Source organism: Micromonospora sp. C28SCA-DRY-2 (genome assembly GCF_030519475.1).
Taxonomy (GTDB): domain Bacteria; phylum Actinomycetota; class Actinomycetes; order Mycobacteriales; family Micromonosporaceae; genus Micromonospora.
In genome coordinates this window covers 1-18,396 of the sequence record NZ_JAUMKD010000013.1, presented here as the reverse complement: position 1 = coordinate 18,396, position 18,396 = coordinate 1, and the positions used below count along the sequence as shown (strand labels likewise).

The following is an 18,396-nucleotide window of genomic DNA, read 5'->3' as shown; positions in this document are numbered from 1 at the left end:
CCTGGCCGTAGGGCTCGGTGCGCGGGGGTTTGACGAACTCCACCTTCGCCTCGACCATGCGGCGGTAGGTGGCGTCGAAGTCGTCGACCCGGAGGAAGAAGCCGACCCGGCCGCCGACCTGGTCGCCCACCGCCGCCTCCTGCCGGTCGCCGTCGGCGCGGGCGAGCAGCAGCCCGGTCCCGCCGCCCGGCGGACGGACCACCACCCAGCGCTTGGGTCGGCCGTCGTTGGTCAGCGACGGCGAGTCCTCCGTCAGCTCGAAGCCGAGCACCTCGGTGAAGAAGGCGATCGCCGGGTCGTACTCGGCGACGACGAGGGTGACCAGGTCGATCCGGGTGGCCACGGGCGGTCAGGCCAGCAACGTCGGCAGCCGGCGCTCGACCACCGGCAGCACGTCGGCCACGGTGACCGGGCGGCCCAGCTCGGCGGTGAGCGAGGTGACCCCGGCGTCGCGGATGCCGCACGGCACGATCCGGTCGAAGTAGCCCAGGTCGCAGTCGCAGTTGATGGAGAAGCCGTGCAGGGTCACCCCGCGGGCGACCCGGATGCCGATGGCGGCGACCTTGCGGGCCGGGCCCCGGTCGTCCTCGGGCACCCACACCCCGCTGCGGCCCTCGACCCGGCCGGCGGTCAGCCCGAACTCGGCGCACACCTCGATCAGCAGTTGCTCGGTGCGGCGGACGTAGGCGACCACGTCCACCGGGTCGGGCAGGCGCAGGATCGGGTAGCCGACCAGCTGCCCCGGACCGTGCCAGGTGATCTTGCCGCCGCGGTCGACGTCGATGACCGGGGTGCCGTCCATCGGGCGGTCCCACGGCTCGGTCCGCTTGCCCGCGGTGTAGACGCTCGGGTGCTCCAGCAGCAGCACGGTGTCGGCGCGCTCGCCGGCCACCACCGACTCGTGCAGCCGGCGCTGCTCGTCCCAGGCGGCCTGGTAGTCGAGGACACCGGCGCGGACGGCCGTGAGGCCGGGGGTCGTCGTGGTCACGGCTTCAGCGTAGACCCGTACTCGCCGGTCACCTGGGGTGAGCCGGCTCACCACGGGCCGGCCGCCCCGCTCTCCCGGAGCGCGGTCAGGCCGGTCAGGCCGGTCGGGCGCCGTCAGGGCCGGCGGGGCGCGGTCAGGGCCGGCGGGGCGCGATCGGGGCCGGCGGGGCGCGTCACGCCGGGGGGACCCGCCACAGCCAGACGTCGTCCACCCGCTGCGGCTCGCCGAGCAGCGCGGTCACGGTGCGGCGCACGGCGTCCTCGTGCACGTCGTACTTGGCCCCGTGCACCCGGTCCGGCATCACCACCACCTCGACCCGCCAGTGCCGCAGGTCGGTCAGCGCCTCGGTGATGGAGCCCTCGGTGATGATCGGCACCAGGCCGTCCCGGCCGGCCTGGTCGACCAGCGCGCCGAACGGGCGGGGGACCGGGCCGATCCGGCCCCGGCCGTCCGGCCCGCCCGGGCCCAGGAAGAACCCCGACGGGATGGCGAACTCACCCTGCCGGTGCGCGAGGGCGTACGCCTGCCAGCGCTGGCCGTCCGGGTAGACGTCGAGGGTCAGCGGCACCGGGGTGAGCACCCCGCCCGGCGAGACGTGCTCCCGCCAGGTCCCGGCGGTGATGAACCGCGGGATCGGCTCGCGTTCGATGGTCAGCAGCGGGGTCGGTACCAGCGGCAGCAGCGCCGCGGCGAAGCCGATCCCCCAGGCCAGCCGCGTCGCCCGGCGCCGCGGCGGGTGCGCGCGCAACCGGTCGACGGCGTACGCCAGCAGCAGCCCGATCATCGGGGTCACCACCAGCGCCAGCCGGGCCGGCAGGGCGGCGTTCACCACCGGCAACTGCCCGACCAGGTCGAAGGGCATCGGCAGGTCGGTGCGGCGCCCGTCGACCTTGGCCTCCGGCCCGAAGGAGAGCAGCGTGAAGACCACCGCGGTGACGCCGATCGCCCACAGGGTGGCCCGGCGACCCGGGTCCGCGCGCCGCCACAGCGCCACGAAGCAGGCCACCGCCAGCACCAGCAGCGGTACGCCGAAGAACGAGTTCTCCTCGGTCGGGTTCGGCGCCAGCCGGGTGCCCAGCCCCACCTCGCCGGCCAGCGACCGGCGCGGGTACGCCCCGAACGAGACCACGTCCTCGGAGTGGATCACCGCGTCGAAACCGGTGCCGTGGAACCGCTGCGGACCGGCGAAGTGCAGCCAGAGCGGGTACGCCAGCAGCAGCCCGGCCACCACGGCGGTGACCGCCAGCCCGCGCAGGAGGCTGGGCAGCGCGTCCCGGGCCTCGGCGCGGCGGGCCGGGTGCAGCGCCCAGACGGCGAGGAATACGCCGAGCGCGAGCGCGGTGAAGAAGAGCCCCTCGGCCGCGATGGAGAAGGCGACAGCGACCAGCACGCCGAGCACCACCCCGTTGCGCAGCAGGTGCTCCCGGCGGCGCAGCGCGAAGACCCGCCAGACCAGCAGCGGCACCAGCCAGCCGGCGGTCCAGTTCAGGTGGGCGTTGGCGTGCGAGACCATGCCGGGGGAGAAGGCGATGAACAGCGCGCCGACGGCGGCGGCGAGCGGGCTGCGCACCAGGTGCCGGGAGAGCAGCCAGTACCAGGCCAGCGCGGTGGCGACCAGGTTGAGGGTGAGGATCACCAGGAACGTCGCGGGCGGCCCGATCAGGTAGGTCAGCGGGGCGAAGACCGCCGCGTACACCGTGATCGAGGTGTTGACCGCGAGGTTCACCCCGTCCGGCACGTTGATCAGGTACGTGAAGAACGGGTTCTCCCCGTGGGTCAGCGCGTGGCCGCCGAAGGCCAGCAGCCACTCGAAGAGCGCCTGGTCGCTGGAGTTGACGGTGATGGTGCGGACGTTCGGGTCCCGCCACAGGCCGCTGGTCACCCAGAGGGCGAGCGCCAGCGCGGCCAGCGCCACGTACAGGTCGGCCCGCCGGTCGCGGGCGACGCGCGGCGGCGAGGCGGGCGAGGGCGCCAGGGACGGGGAGGTCGGCACGCAGCGGACGTTACCAACCGGACCTGGACACGCCGGTCAGACCCGAAAGCTCGGCGACCCGGTGTCGGGGCCGGCGTTCACCCCGCCGGCCCGACCAGCCGGAACGGCGGCTCGGGGCGGCCGCCGCGGCCGCTGACGCACACCTCGACGACCGTGAATGTGTGACCGTGCCCCATGTCACACCGTCGACACCTCGACGTAACGTCGCGGCAATTCGCGGGTGACTCAGCTCACAACCCCGTCAGGAGGCCCCCGTGCGCCGCTCCCCATCCCTGCTCGCCCGGCTCACCGGCGCCGTCGCCGGGGCCGTACTCGCCGCCGCGGCGGCGCTGGCCGTCGCCGCTCCCGCCCAGGCCGCCAGCCTCACCCAGGTGACCGGCTTCGGCTCGAACCCCGGCAACCTCGCCATGTACGCCTACCGTCCGGACAACCTGCCGGCGAACGCGCCGGCCGTGGTGCTGCTGCACGGCTGCACCCAGAACGCCGCCGGCTACTTCGCCAACTCCGGCTGGCAGAAGTACGCCGACCAGTGGAAGTTCGCCCTGATCGTGCCGGAGCAGAAGTCCGCCAACAACGCCAACAGCTGCTTCAACTGGTTCGAGACCGGGGACACCGCCCGGGGCCAGGGTGAGGCGCTGTCGATCAAGCAGATGGTCGACCACGCCAGGAGCAGCTACGGCACCGCCGCCAACCGGGTCTACGTCAGCGGGCTCTCCGCCGGCGGGGCGATGAGCGCGGTCATGCTCGCCGCCTACCCGGACGTCTTCGCCGGCGGTTCGGTGATCGCCGGCATCCCGTACCGCTGCGCCACCGGCATGGTGAACGCGTTCTCCTGCATGAGCCCGGGCGTGGACAAGACCCCGGCGCAGTGGGGCGACCTGGTGCGCAACGCCCATGCCGGCTACTCCGGGTCGCGCCCGAAGGTCGCCATCTGGCACGGCACCGGCGACTACACGGTGGCGGTGGCGAACGCGACCGAGTCCCGGGACCAGTGGACCAACGTGCTCGGCGTGTCGCAGACCCCGACCAGCACCGCCCAACTGCCCGCCGGCACCAGCCTCGAGGTGTACGGCAACGGCGCGGTCCGCCTCTACCGGGTCTCCGGGATGGGGCACGGCACGCCGGTCGACCCCGGCTCCGGCGCCGAGCAGTGCGGCAGCACCGCCGCGTACTTCCTGGACACCATCTGCTCCACCCACCGGGACGCGGTCTTCTTCGGCCTCGACGGCGGCGGCACCGACCCGACCCCCACCAGCCCGACGCCCACCCCGACCGCGACCCCGACCACCCCGCCCACCTGCGTCACCGCCAGCAACTACGCGCACGTCACCGCCGGCCGCGCCTACCACTCCGGCGGCTACGCCTACGCCAACGGCTCCAACCAGCGCATGGGCCTCTACAACACCTTCAACACCACCACCCTCCAGCAGACCGCCCCCAACCACTGGGTCATCGGCTGCTGACCCCACCCCGGTCGCGCGTTGATCATGAAGTTGGTGTCGGCCACACCGGCGTGTCGCGACAACAACTTCATGATCAACCGCGGTCCGCGGGTGGGGTCACTCGGTGAGGGCGGCGTGGAGGGCGCTGGGGAGGTCGGGGTGGTGGTAGTGGAAGCCGGCGGTGGTGAGGGCGGCGGGGAGGACGCGGGAGCTGGAGAGGGCCTCGGTGGAGAAGCCGCCGAGCACCACCTTCAGCGCCAGCGCCGGGATCGGCATGAACGCCGGGCGGTGCAGTTGCCGGGCCAGTTCCCGGGTGAACTCGGCGTTGGTCGACGGGGCCGGACCGACCAGGTTGACCGGTCCGGCGACGCTGTCGGATTCGAGCAGGAACACCGTGGCCGACAGCCAGTCGGCCATCGAGATCCACGGCCACCACTGCCGGCCGCTGCCCAGCTTGCCGGAGATGCCCAGCCGCATCGGCAGCAGCTGCGGCTTGAGCATCCCGCCGTCGCGGTGCAGCGGCAGGCCGATGCGCATCCGCACCACCCGTACGCCAGCGTCCTCGGCCGGCCGGGTGGCGGCCTCCCAGACCCGGCAGACGTCGGCCAGGAAGCCCTCGCCGGCCGGCGCGTCCTCCTCCACCGCCCGGTCGCCGGTGTCGCCGTACCAGCCGACCGCCGACGAGTTGAGCAGCGCCTTCGGCCGGTCCGCCGCCGGCAGGCCGGCGATGGTGATCGCCAGCGTGGTGGTGGTGTCCACCCGGCTCGACCGGATGAGCTGCCGGTACGCGTCGTTCCAGCGCCGGTCGCCGACCCCGGCGCCGGCCAGGTTGACCACCGCGTCGGACTCGGCGACCACCGCCGGGTCGAGCTGCGCCGCCGACGGGTTCCACTGCCGCTCGTCCGCGCCGCGGGGCGGACGCCGGACCAGCCGGGTGACCTGGTGCCCGTCGGCGACGAGCCGGTCGGCCAGGCGGGTGCCGAGGAAGCCGGACGCACCGGCCATCAGGATCCGCATGCTCATATCTTCGGGTACGGACGGCGCACCGGATGCGTTGAGCCGGGTGGACCTTCTCTCATCCCACCGGTGACGGCTGCCGCAGGTCGGCCAGCAGCCGCTCGACCTCCGCGTACGCGTCCCGGGGGAGCGGGCCGAGCGCGAGGGTCGCGAAGTTCTCCTCGGCCTGGGCCACCGTGCGGCAGCCCGGGATCGGCACCGTCCGTGGGCTGCGGGCCAGCAGCCAGCCGAGCGCGCCCTGGCCGAGGGTACGGCCGTCCGCGGTGAGCGCCGCGCGGATCTGCTCGACCCGGGCCGCCCAGGCCGGCGTGGGTCGCCCGTCGGTGAACCAGACCAGCCACTCCGGGGCCAACCCGCGTACGTCGTCCCGGCCGACCGCCCGGGTCGAGCCGGTGAGCAGCCCCATCGCCAGCGGGCCCCGGTTCAGGCTGGCCAGGTCGTACGCCTCGCAGACGGCCAGCGTCGCGGCGTTGTCCAGCAGCACCGACTGGTCGTGCTGGATCGCCGCGCAGTGCGGGCCGGCCTGCGCGAACGCCTCCGCCGAGGCGGGGTTGTCGGTGCTCCACCCGTACGCCCCGATCTTGCCCTGGACGACCAGGCCCTCCAGGGTGTCGACCAGGTCGAGCGCGGCGGCCGCCGGCAGGTCGTTGATGTGCAGTTGGTAGAGGTCGACGTGGTCGGTGCCGAGCCGGCGCAGCGACTCCTCCAGGCTCTGCACGCAGTAGGCGGGGCTGGCGTCGGTGCCGGTCCACCGCCGGGTCGCCTCGTCGGCGCGGTTGCCGAACTTGGTGGCGATCACCGCCCGGTCGCGGCGGCCGGCGAGCGCCCGGCCGAGGATCCGCTCGCTGTGCCCGGCGCCGTAGTTGCTGGCCGTGTCGAAGAGCGTCACGCCCGCGTCGAGCGCCGCGTGGATGGTGCGGACGGACTCGCCGTCGTCGACCTCGCCCCAGCCGAACGGCTGCCCGCCGTCGCCCCACAGTGGTCCACCGATCGCCCAGCACCCCATGCCGAGCGCGCTGACCTCGATTCCGCTGCGACCCAGTGTCCGTGTCATCGTCATGCGCCCAGCTTTCAACCTGGAGCGCGCTCCAGGTCAAGCGCTACGCTGCCGCCATGCCCGGCTACGCCCCCTCCGAAGCCGCCCGGCGCAGCGGCTTCAGCCTCGACACCCTCCGCTACTACGAGAAGATCGGCCTGCTCAGCGGCGTCGGCCGCACCTCCGGCGGGCGGCGGGTCTTCACCGACGAGGACCTCAGCTGGCTGGTGCTGTTCCGCTGCCTGCGCGACACCGGCATGCCGATCGCCGAGATGTGCCGGTACGCCGAACTCGCCCGCGAGGGCGACCACACCGCCGGCGAGCGGAGAGCGCTGCTCCAGCGCCACGCCGAGCGGGTCGAGGAGCAGATGCGCCTGCTCCAACGCCAGTACGACCACCTCCGCGAGAAGATCCGCTTCTACGACCGCCTTCCCGACTGACGGCGCCCGGCCCGATGGTCGCGGCCCGACGACGAGCGGCGCCGGCCCGCCGATCGCCCTGGTCGTGTCGATACCTCTGAGGCATCGATATGACTCAGAGGTGTCACCCTCGACCGCCACCCTCCCGCCGGGGCGCCGGGCAGCCGGGGAGCCGGTCGCTCAGCCGGTGTGGGCCAGGCGGGCGAGGACCGGGGTGAGCGGCTCCAGCGCGTCGGCGCGTACGACGAAGCGGGTGACGCCCCAGCGGCGCCGGTGTTCGGCGACCGCCGCGACGATCTCGTCCTCGGTGCCGATCAGCACGAACGGCGTGGCCAGCAGTTCGGCGACGGTCAGGCCGGTCTCGGCGGCGGTCTGTGCCGCCGCCGCCTCGGCGTCGTCGGTCACCGCTACCTGCTGCACCAGGGCCTCCAGCACCGGCGGCTCGGCCCGTCCGGCCGCCCCGGCGGCCACGCACTCGAGCTGGTGCTCGATCTCCGCCGCCCGCCAGCGCACCTCGTGCTGGTGCCCGTCGGGCAGGGTACGGCCCAGCCCGGCCAGCCCGACCACGTCGGCGTGCGCGCCCGCCCAGCGCAGCAGCGTCGAGTTCGCCCCGCCGAAGGTCAGCGGGACCCGCCGCTGCACCGGACGCGGGTTGTCCAGCCGGGCCGCCCGCATCGCCAGCTCCGGGGTGTCGACGGTGACCTCCTCGCCGTCGAGCAGGGCCCGGACCGCCTCGGCGACGGCCACGCAGCGGCGGACCCGGCCGGCCACGTCGGGGCGCTCGCGGCCGACCGCGCGCCACTCGACCGGGGTGTGCCCGGCGCCGATGCCGAGCCGGGCCCGGCCGCCGGAGAGCACGTCGAGGGTGGCCACGTCCGAGGCGAGCAGCATCGGCTCGCGGATCCCGGCGTTCGACACGTACGACCCGAGCCCGATGGTGGAGGTCACCGCGGCCGCGGCGGCCAGCGCGACGAACGGCGACGCGACAGCGCCGGGATGGTCGGCGGCGAGCAGCGCGTGGTAGCCGGCCGCCTCGGCCCGCCGGGCCAGGTCGAGCCAGCCCGGGCCGTCGGTGGGCTGGGCCTGGAGGGAGAAGATCGCCATCCGCCCACCCTGCCGCCCGCCCGCCCCGAGCGGCCAGCCGAACCGCCCCGTTTCTGCTACCGGCAGACCCGCACCGGGTTACGGCTCGAAGGTCGCCTCGGCGTGTTGCAGGACGCTGGTCCGGCGGGCGCGTTCGATCCGGTCGTCGGCGTGGTGCGGGCCGGCGGAGAGCTCGGCGGGTGTGACGGCGCTGATCACCAGCTCCTCGGGCAGCTCCTGCGGATCGAGGGCGCCAAGATGAATGACGATATTGGTGTCGATCGGGCCGCGTACGGGCGGGTCACCACTCACGACTGAAGGGGTCCTGATCCATCGACGAGTCGATGTCGCGACGGAACTTCTCGGCGTCAAGCTGCGGCGCGGTGGCGAAGGCGGCGATCACCTCGGCGCGCGGGACAAACGTGCGTCGGCGGAGCGGGATGAGTTTCGCAGCGCGGCCTTCAGGTGGACGGCTCGTTCTCGACGTGTTCGTGCCAGCGGGCGCGGACGGCGGCCTCGTGCGCCTCGTGTTCGGCCTTCTCCTGGAAGACCACGTCACGCAGCGCCCGCCGGGAATCCGCCATCACCACCACCTCGACCGTCACCAGACCCACACAGATGGCGGTCAGCAGGGCGAGCGCGGCGAGCCCGGGCAGCCCTCCGGCGAGCGGGATGGCGGCGATCAGCAGCAGCACCGTGCCGAGCCGGGTCCAGGAGAGCGTGTGCAGGGTGCGCGCCTGGAAGAGCATGTTCGCGCAGAGGTAGCAGGCCACCCCGCCGAAGAGCAGCGGTACGCCCGGGCCGTGCGGCGGCTCGGCCAGCGGCACCTCGGGGTCGGCGATGTCGTGCACGATCTCCTCGGCACCCAGCGCGAACAGGATGATGCCGGCGATCATCACCAGGTAGAAGTAGGCGTAGGCGTCCCGGGCCATGGCGACCCGGGCGCGGCCCTTCGCCACGTGCAGCGCGATCCGGGCGGCCGGCCCGACCACGTCGTAGTGCGCCCACCAGAGCGCGGCGGTGAAGAAGATGCCGAGCACGGCCGCCGCGACGGCCGGCCAGGTCGGCGGCTGGCCGAGCAGGTTGCTGCCCACGCCGACCGAGATCACCGACTCGCCCAGGGCGATGATCAGGATGAGGTCGTACCGCTCGGTCCAGTGTTCCGCGGACGTCACCGTCCAGCCCCAGGCGCCGGCGACCAGGCCCATGCCGTACTGGAGCACGACCACGCTCACCCAGAGGCCGTCCCGCACCCCGCCGGCCAGGCCGGGATCGTCGATCAGCGGCGGGATCAGCGCGGCGCCGACGAGCAGCAGCGTGCTGGCCACCAGTTCGGGCGAGTACTTCAGCAGCAGCCGGCGCTCACCGGGTCGCTCCTTGGCGACGTGCCAGTAGAGCAGCAGGTGCACGCTGCGGATCACCAGGTAGCTGAGCGCGACCACCATCGGCCCGGCGGCCATGTCCTGGGTCGGGCCGAACGCCTGGGGCAGGGAGAGCGCGAAGCAGAACAGGGCCGCCATGGCGAGGACCATCAGCGCCGGGACGAAGCCCTCGCCGAGCCGGACCCGGGTGGCCACCACGCAGTGCACCACCCAGACCCACCACAGCACGGCGAGCACCAGCATGGCGTGCAGCAGGCTGCGGCCGGAGACGTCCATCGCGGTGGCCCGGGTGATGATGAAGAACGAGAAGACGAAGACCAGGTCGAAGAAGACCTCGAACCGGTCCACCCGGGCGCCGGGGGCGATCGCGATGGCCGGGCCCAGCCGCCCGCGCCGCCCGATGCCACCCATCACCCCACTGTCGCAGCGCGCCCGCCCGACAGGGGCCGGAATGGGCTCAGCCCGACGCCCGGTACCGCAGGCCGTCCATCAACAGGTCGAGCAGGCGGCTCGCCTGCTCCCGCTGGGCCGGCTCGCCGGCGGCGAGGGAGACCCCGCTGAGGCCGGCCAGCACGTCCTCCGCGCGGACGTCGGCCCGGACCGCGCCGGCCGCGGTGGCCGCGTCGAGCAGCCGGGTGAGCGCGGCGATCAGCAGGTCGCGGCTCTGCGCGTACGGGTTACTGCCGGCGGCGATCACCAGGCGCAGCGCGTCGGCCATGCCCCGTTTGGTGGCGAAGTAGTCGACGAACCGGTCCATCCAGGCCCGGGTGGCCCGGTCCGGCGGCAACTGCCCGAGCAGTTCCTCCGCCGAGTCGCAGAGCTTGGCCAACTCGTTGCGGTACGCCGCCTCGACCAGCGCCTCCCGGGTGGGGAAGTGGCGGTAGAGGGTGCCGATGCCCACCCCGGCGTCCTTGGCGACGGCGTCCAGGGTTACCTCCGCCCCCGGTCGGGAAAACGCCCGTACCGCGGCGTCGAGCAGTCGCTCGCGGTTGCGTCGCGCGTCGGCGCGCAACGGTCGGGGGGCGTTCTCCGGCACGGCTCCTCCTGGCGTCGTCCACGGCCTGCCGGCCGGTTGGCAAACGGAGGGTCCTCCGGTTAGTCTCGACCGTAACGGAGGATCCTCCGCTTCTCATCGTAGCGGCCGGGCGCGGGTGCGCGCCGGGCCGGACAAGGACGGATCATGACCACCAGCACACGTGTCAGCACGCCCTTCACTCCCGAGAGCACCGCCCTGGAGGTGGTGCGGGGCATCGACCTCGCCGGGCGGCGGGCCGTCGTCACCGGCGGCGCCTCCGGCATCGGTGTGGAGACCGCCCGCGCGCTCGCCGCCGCCGGAGCCGACGTCACCCTGGCGGTACGCAACCCCGAGGCCGGCCAGCGGGCCGCCGCGGAGATCACCAGCAGCACCGGCAACGACAAGGTCCTCGTCGCCCCGCTCGACCTGGCCGACCTGGCGTCGGTGGCCACCTTCGTGTCGACCTGGGACGGCCCGCTGCACATCCTGGTCAACAACGCCGGGATCATGGCCTCCCCGGAGATGCGCACCGCGCAGGGCTGGGAGATGCAGTTCGCCACCAACCACCTGGGCCACTTCGCGCTGGCCACCGGGCTGCACCGGTCGCTGGCCGCGGCCGGTGGCGCGCGCGTCGTCTCGGTCAGCTCGGCCGCCCACCTGCGCTCGCCGGTGGTCTTCGAGGACATCCACTTCGAGCGCCGCCAGTACGACCCGTGGCTGGCGTACGGGCAGTCCAAGACCGCCAACGTGCTCTTCGCCGTGGACGGAACCCGGCGCTGGGTCGACGACGGCATCCTGGTCAACGCGCTGATGCCGGGCGCGATCCGGACCAACCTCCAGCGCTACATCAGCGACGAGGAACTGGCCCGGATGCGGGCGCAGAGCGGCGGCGGGGCCGCGCACTGGAAGACCCCGGAGCAGGGCGCCGCCACCTCGGTGCTGGTCGCCACCTCGCCGCTGCTCGACGGCGTCGGCGGGCGCTACTTCGAGGACTGCCAGGAGGCCGGCCCGAACCAGCCGGGCACCCGCACCGGCTACGCCCCGTACGCCCGGGACCCGGAGGCCGCGGTACGGCTCTGGCAGGTCTCGGAGGAGACCCTGCGGGCCGCCTGACCGACCGGCGAAACGGCAGGGCGCCCCGGTGACCGGGGCGCCCTGCGCGTCGTACCGCCGACCTACAGGCCGAGCTCGGCCTCGAAGTTGCCGGCCTCCAGCCGCTCCTTGACAGCGGTCAGGAAGCGGGCCGCGTCGGCACCGTCGATCAGCCGGTGGTCGTAGGAGAGGGCCAGGTAGATCATCGACCGGATCGCGACGACCTCGCCCAGCTCCGGGTCGTTGACCACGACCGGACGCTTGACCACGGCACCCGTGCCGAGCATCGCCGACTGCGGCGACGGCACGATCGGGGTGTCGAACAGGGCGCCCCGGCTGCCGGTGTTGGTCAGCGTGAAGGTCGCCCCGGCGATCTCGTCCGGGCTGATCTTGTTGGTCCGGGTGCGCTCGGCCAGGTCGGCCACCCGCTTGGCGATCCCGCCCAGGTTCAGGTCACCGGCGTTGTGGATGACCGGCACCAGCAGACCCCGCTCGGTGTCCACGGCGATGCCGAGGTGCTCCGCGTCCGGGTAGGTGATCGTCCCGCCCTCGAGGTCCATCCGGGCGTTGACGATCGGGTACGTCTGCAGCGCCTCCACCGCCGCGAGAGCGAAGAACGGCAGGAAGGAGAGCTTCACGCCGTGCCGCTGGAGGAAGGAGTCCTTGGCCCGGGCCCGCAGCTTGGCGATCTTGGTGACGTCCACCTCGATCACCGTGGTGAGCTGCGCCATCTCGTGCAGCGACTCGTGCATCCGCGTGGCGATGGCCTTGCGGATCCGCGGCAGCTTCTCGGTGGTGCCCCGCTTCGTGCTCGGGGTCGGCTTCGCGGCCGGCTTGGCCGGGGCCGCCGCCGGCTGCGCCGGAGCCGGAGCCGCCTTCGCCGCCTTGGCCCGCTCGGCCGCCTCCAGCACGTCCTGCTTGCGGATCCGGCCACCCACGCCGGTGCCGTTGACCGAGGACAGGTCGACGCCGTGCTCGCTGGCCAGCTTGCGCACCAGCGGGGTCACGTAGCCGGCCGCCTCCTCGCCGCCACCCTGGGCGGGCGCGGACGGGCGCTGCGGGGTCGCCGTGGGGGCCGGGGGAGTGGCCCGCTGCTCGGCCTGCGCCGGCTGGGCCGCGGTCTCGGCCTCCGCCGCCGGCTCGTTGTAGGACATCCCCGGCGTCGGCTCCTGCACCCGCGGCTCGGGCTTCGGCTCCGGCTTGGGCTCGGGCTTCGGCTCCGGCTTGGCCTCGGCCTTGGGCTCCGGCTTCGCCTCGGGCTGCGGCGTCGGCTCGGGCTTCGCCTCGGCCGGGGCCGCGCCGGCGGCACCGATCACGGCCAGTTCGGCGCCGACCGCGGCGGTCTCGTCCTCGGCGACCTTGATCTCCAGGACGGTGCCGGCGACCGGCGACGGGATCTCGGTGTCCACCTTGTCGGTGGAGACCTCCAGCAGCGGCTCGTCCACCTCGACGGTCTCGCCGACCTGCTTGAGCCAGCGGGTGACCGTACCCTCGGTGACGCTCTCGCCGAGGGCCGGCATGGTGACCGGGGTGCCCCCGCCCGACGGCGCCGGGGCGGCCTGCGCCGGCGCCGGCTCCTCGACGGCCGGCTGCTCGGCCTCGGCCTGCGGCTGCTCGGCCGCCTCGGCGGCCTGCTCGGCCGGCTGCTCCTGCTGCGGGGCGGCCTCGCCGCCGCCGGCCGCCTCGCCCTCACCGGAGATCACGGCCAGCTCGCTGCCGACCTCGGCGGTCTCGTCCTCGCCGACCACGATCCGGCTCAGCACACCCGCCGCGGGGGACGGGATCTCGGTGTCGACCTTGTCCGTCGACACCTCGAGCAGCGGCTCGTCGACCTCGACGGTGTCGCCCTCCTGCTTGAGCCAGCGCGTGACGGTGCCCTCGGTGACGCTCTCGCCGAGCCGGGGCATGGTGACCGATACCGGCATCTCTTAAGACTCCTTCATTCCCCTGGTGCGATCTCGCCCGTCTGCCGCCGGACGCCGCGGAATCAGTTCTCGATCAGGCGTGCGCGTGCAGCGGCTTGCCGGCGAGGGCCAGGTGCGCCTCGCCCAGGGCCTCGTTCTGCGTCGGGTGGGCGTGCACGAGCTGCGCCACCTCGGCCGGGTACGCCTCCCAGTTGTAGATGAGCTGCGCCTCGCCGACCAGCTCACCGACCCGGGCGCCGACCATGTGCACGCCGACGACGGGGCCGTCCTCCACCCGGACGAGCTTGACGAAGCCGGCCGTCTTGAGGATCTGGCTCTTGCCGTTGCCACCCAGGTTGTAGTTGTAGGTCTTGACCTTGTCGGCGCCGTACTGCTCCTTGGCCTTCGCCTCGGTGAGGCCGACCGACGCCAGCTCCGGGTCGGAGTAGGTGACCCGCGGGATGCCGGCCTCGTCGATCACGGCCGGGTTCTGGCCGGCGATCTCCTCGGCGACGAAGATGCCCTGCTGGAAGCCGCGGTGGGCGAGCTGGAGGCCGGGCACGATGTCGCCGACCGCGTAGACGTTCGGCACGCTGGTGCGCAGCCGCTCGTCGGTCAGCACGTAGCCGCGGTCCATCTTGACGCCCTGCTCCTCGTAGCCGAGGTTGGCGGTGTTCGGGCCGCGGCCGACGGCCACCAGCAGCAGCTCGGCCTCGACGGTCTCGCCGCCGGCGATGGTCACCTTGACGCCGTTGTCGGTCTTCTCGACCTTCTCGAACGGCTTGCCGACCTTGAAGTTGATCTTCCGCTTCCGGAAGGCCCGCTCCAGCGCCTTCGACGACTCCTCGTCCTCGGCGGCGACCAGCCGGGGCAGCGCCTCGATGATGGTCACGTCCACCCCGAAGGACTTCCACACGCTGGCGAACTCGACGCCGATCACGCCGCCGCCGAGCACGATGGCCGAGGACGGGACCCGGTCCAGGGTGAGCGCGTGGTCGCTGGTGATGATCCGCTCGCCGTCGATCTCCAGGCCGGGCAGGCTCTTGGCGTACGAGCCGGAGGCCAGCACGACGTTGCGGCCGGTGTAGCGCTTGCCGTCGACCTCGACGACGTTCTTGCCGACCAGCTTGCCGGCGCCGGCCACGAAGGTGATGTTCTTGGCGCCGCCGACCAGGCCCTGGAGGCCCTTGTAGAGGCGGGCGATGACGCCGTCCTTGTACGAGTTGACCGCCGCCATGTCGATCCCGACCAGCTCGGCCTTGACGCCGAACTGCTCCGACTCGCGGGTCTGGTCGGCGATCTCGGCGGCGTGCAGCAGGGCCTTGGTCGGGATGCAGCCGTTGTGCAGGCAGGTGCCGCCGAGCTTGCCCTTCTCGATCAGCGCGACGGAGAGGTTCAGCTGGGCGGCCCGCAGCGCCGCCGCATAGCCGCCGCTGCCACCTCCGAGGATGACGATGTCGAAGGTTGCGTCGTTCGGCTCGCTCACGTCCAACTCCCAGGTCGCGTCGCTGCATCGGGGGTCACGGCGGGGTCACACGGACACACCCCACCTCGGTCATCTTGTCACCACCGGGCACAGGGCGCGTAGTGAGGTGCCCAACGACACGTCCGTGACACGTACGCTTGGCGCGACCTTCGATGAACGCACTGTGGGGAGACGGTCGGTGGGACTGTTCCGACGACGCAAGAAGGCGGGCACGACGAGCCTCGACCGCGCCGCCGACCGCGCCGATCTGGACCACCTTGAGAACTTTGTCCGGACCAGGCGCGGGGTCGAGGCGTACATCGAGCCGCGGACCACGGTCACCGAGACCACGGTGATGCTGATCGCCGACGACGGGGAGTGGACCCGCCGCCGGATCGACGGCCCGGACGGCGCCCGCCGGTTCGCCCACCGGATGGGGATCCCGGTCTACGACGTCCGCCTGATGGGCTATCCCCAGCGCATGCGCGACTTCAACGAACGCCGCAAGCGCCGCCCCGACCTCTACTGACCCCCCGCCGCGCCGTGCACCGAAGGCGCCTCCCGCACGGAAAGAGTGGCCATCCCGGACGGAATGGCCACTCTTTCGGTGAACGTGCGCGGGTCGTGCCCGCGCGGCGGGGTGGGTCAGCCGTTGGCGGCGACGTCGTCGACCAGGTGGACCAGGGTGCGGACCGGGACGCCGGTGCCGCCCTTTGTCCAGTAGCCGGTCGGCTCGCCCGAGTGGTAGCCCGGCCCGGCGATGTCGATGTGCGCCCAGGCGACGTCGTCGGCCACGAACTCGCGCAGGAACACCCCGCCCTGGAGCATGTGGCCGGCCCGGTCCATCCCGGCGTTGACCTGCGAGATGTCGGCGACGTCGGAGTCCATGCCCTTACGCACGTCGTCCGGCAGCGGCATCGGCCAGGCCGGCTCGCCGGTCGCCTCGCCGGCGGCCTTCACCCGCTCGCACAGCTCCGGGCTGCCCATCACGCCGGCGACCTTCTTGCCCAGCGCGATGACCTGCCCGCCGGTGAGGGTGGAGGTCTCGAAGAGGTAGTCGCAGCCGTCCGCGCAGGCCCGGGCGATCGCGTCGGCCAGGATCATCCGGCCCTCGGCGTCGGTGTTGAGCACCTCCACCCTCTTGCCGTTGAACATGGTGATCACGTCACCCGGCCGGTACGACGTGCCGGACGGCATGTTCTCGGCCATCGGCAGGTAACCGGTCACCGCCACGGACGGCTTGAGCGCGGCGATCGCCAGCATGGCGGCGCCCACCGCGGCGGCGCCGGCCATGTCGGACTTCATCTCCCACATGCCCTGGGCCGGCTTGATCGAGATGCCGCCGGTGTCGAAGGTGATGCCCTTGCCGACCAGCGCGACCCGCTTGCCGCTGCCGCCACCGGCCGGGGTGTAGGTCAGCTTCACCAGTCGCGGCGGGGCCTCCGAGCCCTGGCCGACGGCGATGATGCCGCCGTAGCCGCCGGCGCGCAGCGCCTCCTCGTCCAGCACCTCGACCTCGAGCCCGGCCTCGCGGGCGGCGGCGGCGACCGCGTCGGCGAAGGCCGGCGGGCGCAGCTCGTTCGGGGCGGTGTTGACCCAGTCCCGGCTGCGCCGGACCGCGCCGGCGACCGCCTGGGCGCGGGCCACCTCGGCCTGGGCGGCGGCGTCGCCCGCGTCCGGCACGGCGACCAGCACCTCGGCCACCGGCTCGCGGCGGGTCGGCTGCGGCCGGGTCTTGTAGCCGGCGAACCGGTAGCCGCCGAGCAGCGCGCCCTCGGACACCGCGCGCAGCGCGGTCGCGGCGTCGGCGTCGTCGGGCACCGGCAGGGCGAGCGCCACCCGGGACGCGCCGGCCAGGGCGCGGACGGCCGCGCCGGCGGCGCGGCGCAGGGTCTCCGGTGCCGGGGCGGCGCCGGAGGGCTCCGGGCCGAGCCCGACGGCGGCGATCACCGGGGCGGTCACCGTGCCCAGGGTGGCCAGCTTGACCACCTCCCCGGGGCCGCCGGTCGCGCCGAGCAGCGCCAGCGTCTCGGTCAACTTGCCGTCGAAGGCGGCGGCGATGCTCTCCGCGCCGCTGGCGAGCAGCAGGGTGCCGGCCAGGCCGCTGGTGGCGTCCTGCTCTCCGGTCTGGCTGTGCACGCCGATCACGATCGCGTCGACGGCAAGCTCGGCGGGGTCGGTGTCGACCAGGCTCAGGGTGGTGCTGGGCGATGTCACTGAAGCTACTCCGGGCGGGCCGGGCCGGCCGCGTCGTCGCGTACCGGCGATGAAGGTCTCCGGCGGACCGTACCCGCCGGACGTCGGGGCTGTCCCGCCGACGGCTCCGGCGGGTCCCGCCGATGCTAACCAGCCGGTGCGCTGCCGGTAAGTTGCCACCCATGACCGACGTGACCTCCGACGCCGCCGCGACCCGGCTGCGCCGTTCCCCGCTGCACGAGCGGCACACCGCCGCAGGCGCCAAGTTCGCCCCGTTCGGCGGCTGGGAGATGCCGCTGGAGTACGCCGGCGGCGGGGTGCTCAAGGAGCACACCGCGGTGCGTACCGCGGTCGGCGTCTTCGACGTCTCGCACCTGGGCAAGGCGCGGGTGACCGGCACCGGCGCGGCGGAGTTCGTCAACGCCTGCCTGAGCAACGACCTGGGCCGGATCGGCCCGGGCCGGGCCCAGTACACGCTCTGCTGCGACGACGCCACCGGCGGCGTGGTGGACGACATCATCGCCTACCTGCACGCCGACGACCACGTCTTCCTCATCCCGAACGCCGCGAACACCGCGGAGGTGGTGCGCCGGCTGCGCGCCGCCGCGCCGCCGCCGGTCACGGTCACCGACGAGCACGAGGCGTACGCGGTCCTCGCCGTGCAGGGGCCGCGCTCGGCCGACCTGCTCGGCGCGCTCGGCCTGCCCACCGGGCACGAGTACATGAGCTTCTCCGCCGCCGAGCTGGACGGGGTGCCGCTGACCGTCTGCCGCACCGGTTACACCGGCGAGCTGGGCTACGAGCTGGTGGTGGCGGCCGAGCACGCCGTCGCGGTCTGGGACGCGATCTTCGCCGCCGGTGCGGCGTACGAGCTGCGCGCCTGCGGGCTGGCCGCCCGGGACACCCTGCGCACCGAGATGGGGTACCCGCTGCACGGGCAGGACCTGTCGCTGGAGATCACCCCGGTGCAGGCCCGGTCCGGCTGGGCGGTCGGCTGGGACAAGCCGGCCTTCTGGGGCCGCGACGCGCTGCGCGCCGAGAAGGCGGCCGGCCCCCGGCGTACGCTGCGCGGCCTGGAGGCGGTCGACCGGGCCATCCCGCGCCCGGGCATGACGGTCCACCTCGGCGACACCTCGGTCGGCACCGTCACCAGCGGCACCTTCTCGCCGACGAGGAAGCAGGGCATCGCCCTGGCCCTGCTGGACACCGCCGCCAACCTCGCCGACGGCGACCTGGTCGAGGTCGACATCCGCGGCCGCCGCGCCCAGATGCGCATCACCCGCCCCCCCTTCATCCACCCCTCGGTCAAGTAACCCGCCCCTCGCCTCGTTGATCATGAGGTTGGCGGCACGAACAGAGATCGA

Annotated in this window: 17 protein-coding genes; 5 read left to right on the top strand and 12 right to left on the bottom strand. The window is 73.5% G+C overall.

What is annotated here, in order from left to right:
• From Q3W71_RS30800 to Q3W71_RS30790, 3 genes are all read right to left on the bottom strand, one after another.
• On the bottom strand, positions 1–343 hold a 343-nt coding region (locus Q3W71_RS30800), incomplete at its 3' end, for a VOC family protein (protein WP_302922994.1).
• A gap of 6 nt (positions 344–349) precedes the next feature.
• Positions 350–988 carry a lipoyl(octanoyl) transferase LipB gene (gene lipB, locus Q3W71_RS30795; protein WP_302922993.1) on the bottom strand — a complete coding sequence of 213 codons (639 nt, stop codon included), beginning with the start codon at positions 986–988 and terminating at the stop codon, positions 350–352.
• A gap of 172 nt (positions 989–1,160) precedes the next feature.
• Positions 1,161–2,981 (bottom strand): DUF2079 domain-containing protein, encoded by a 1,821-nt coding sequence (locus Q3W71_RS30790; RefSeq protein ID WP_302922992.1) that lies wholly within the window; start codon positions 2,979–2,981, stop codon positions 1,161–1,163.
• A 254-nt stretch (positions 2,982–3,235) separates the two neighbouring features.
• On the opposite strand from Q3W71_RS30790, the gene Q3W71_RS30785 reads away from it, so the two are divergent.
• Positions 3,236–4,444 (top strand): PHB depolymerase family esterase, encoded by a 1,209-nt coding sequence (locus Q3W71_RS30785; protein ID WP_302922991.1) that lies wholly within the window; start codon positions 3,236–3,238, stop codon positions 4,442–4,444.
• A 96-nt stretch (positions 4,445–4,540) separates the two neighbouring features.
• Here the strand turns inward: Q3W71_RS30785 and Q3W71_RS30780 are convergent, their stop codons facing one another.
• Both Q3W71_RS30780 and Q3W71_RS30775 read right to left on the bottom strand, forming a co-directional pair.
• Positions 4,541–5,440 (bottom strand): TIGR01777 family oxidoreductase, encoded by a 900-nt coding sequence (locus Q3W71_RS30780; RefSeq protein WP_302922990.1) that lies wholly within the window; start codon positions 5,438–5,440, stop codon positions 4,541–4,543.
• Between the two features lie 58 nt (positions 5,441–5,498).
• The gene (locus Q3W71_RS30775) at positions 5,499–6,500 is read right to left on the bottom strand and encodes an aldo/keto reductase (RefSeq protein WP_302922989.1); all 1,002 of its coding nucleotides are present in this window, start codon (positions 6,498–6,500) and stop codon (positions 5,499–5,501) included.
• Between the two features lie 53 nt (positions 6,501–6,553).
• On the opposite strand from Q3W71_RS30775, the gene Q3W71_RS30770 reads away from it, so the two are divergent.
• Positions 6,554–6,916, top strand: a complete 363-nt coding sequence (locus Q3W71_RS30770; RefSeq protein ID WP_302922988.1) for a MerR family transcriptional regulator — start codon at positions 6,554–6,556, stop codon at positions 6,914–6,916.
• Positions 6,917–7,075: 159 nt separating this feature from the next.
• Here Q3W71_RS30770 and Q3W71_RS30765 read toward each other — a convergent pair whose 3' ends face one another.
• From Q3W71_RS30765 to Q3W71_RS30750, 4 genes are all read right to left on the bottom strand, one after another.
• Positions 7,076–7,999, bottom strand: a complete 924-nt coding sequence (locus tag Q3W71_RS30765; RefSeq protein ID WP_302922987.1) for a TIGR03621 family F420-dependent LLM class oxidoreductase — start codon at positions 7,997–7,999, stop codon at positions 7,076–7,078.
• Between the two features lie 78 nt (positions 8,000–8,077).
• Positions 8,078–8,290, bottom strand: coding sequence for a hypothetical protein (locus tag Q3W71_RS30760; RefSeq protein ID WP_302922986.1), 213 nt, complete (start codon positions 8,288–8,290; stop codon positions 8,078–8,080).
• Between the two features lie 149 nt (positions 8,291–8,439).
• On the bottom strand, positions 8,440–9,771 hold the full coding sequence (locus Q3W71_RS30755) for a low temperature requirement protein A (RefSeq protein ID WP_302922985.1): 1,332 nt from the start codon (positions 9,769–9,771) through the stop codon (positions 8,440–8,442).
• 46 nt (positions 9,772–9,817) lie between these two features.
• On the bottom strand, positions 9,818–10,396 hold the full coding sequence (locus tag Q3W71_RS30750; protein WP_302922984.1) for a TetR/AcrR family transcriptional regulator: 579 nt from the start codon (positions 10,394–10,396) through the stop codon (positions 9,818–9,820).
• A gap of 144 nt (positions 10,397–10,540) precedes the next feature.
• On the opposite strand from Q3W71_RS30750, the gene Q3W71_RS30745 reads away from it, so the two are divergent.
• A complete protein-coding gene (locus Q3W71_RS30745; RefSeq protein WP_302922983.1) occupies positions 10,541–11,488 on the top strand; it encodes an SDR family NAD(P)-dependent oxidoreductase in 948 nt (315 codons plus the stop codon).
• 62 nt (positions 11,489–11,550) lie between these two features.
• Here the strand turns inward: Q3W71_RS30745 and sucB are convergent, their stop codons facing one another.
• A complete protein-coding gene (sucB, locus tag Q3W71_RS30740; protein WP_302922982.1) occupies positions 11,551–13,392 on the bottom strand; it encodes a 2-oxoglutarate dehydrogenase, E2 component, dihydrolipoamide succinyltransferase in 1,842 nt (613 codons plus the stop codon).
• A 73-nt stretch (positions 13,393–13,465) separates the two neighbouring features.
• Positions 13,466–14,857 carry a dihydrolipoyl dehydrogenase gene (gene lpdA / locus Q3W71_RS30735; RefSeq protein ID WP_302922981.1) on the bottom strand — a complete coding sequence of 464 codons (1,392 nt, stop codon included), beginning with the start codon at positions 14,855–14,857 and terminating at the stop codon, positions 13,466–13,468.
• A gap of 178 nt (positions 14,858–15,035) precedes the next feature.
• Between lpdA and Q3W71_RS30730 the strand changes: the two genes are divergently transcribed.
• A complete protein-coding gene (locus Q3W71_RS30730) occupies positions 15,036–15,365 on the top strand; it encodes a hypothetical protein (RefSeq protein ID WP_302922980.1) in 330 nt (109 codons plus the stop codon).
• Positions 15,366–15,481: 116 nt separating this feature from the next.
• Here Q3W71_RS30730 and Q3W71_RS30725 read toward each other — a convergent pair whose 3' ends face one another.
• Positions 15,482–17,053 carry a leucyl aminopeptidase gene (locus tag Q3W71_RS30725; RefSeq protein WP_302922979.1) on the bottom strand — a complete coding sequence of 524 codons (1,572 nt, stop codon included), beginning with the start codon at positions 17,051–17,053 and terminating at the stop codon, positions 15,482–15,484.
• A gap of 161 nt (positions 17,054–17,214) precedes the next feature.
• Here Q3W71_RS30725 and gcvT point away from each other — a divergent pair, with 161 nt between their 5' ends.
• Positions 17,215–18,345 (top strand): glycine cleavage system aminomethyltransferase GcvT, encoded by a 1,131-nt coding sequence (gene gcvT, locus Q3W71_RS30720; protein ID WP_302922978.1) that lies wholly within the window; start codon positions 17,215–17,217, stop codon positions 18,343–18,345.
• The last annotated feature ends 51 nt before the right edge of the window (positions 18,346–18,396 follow it).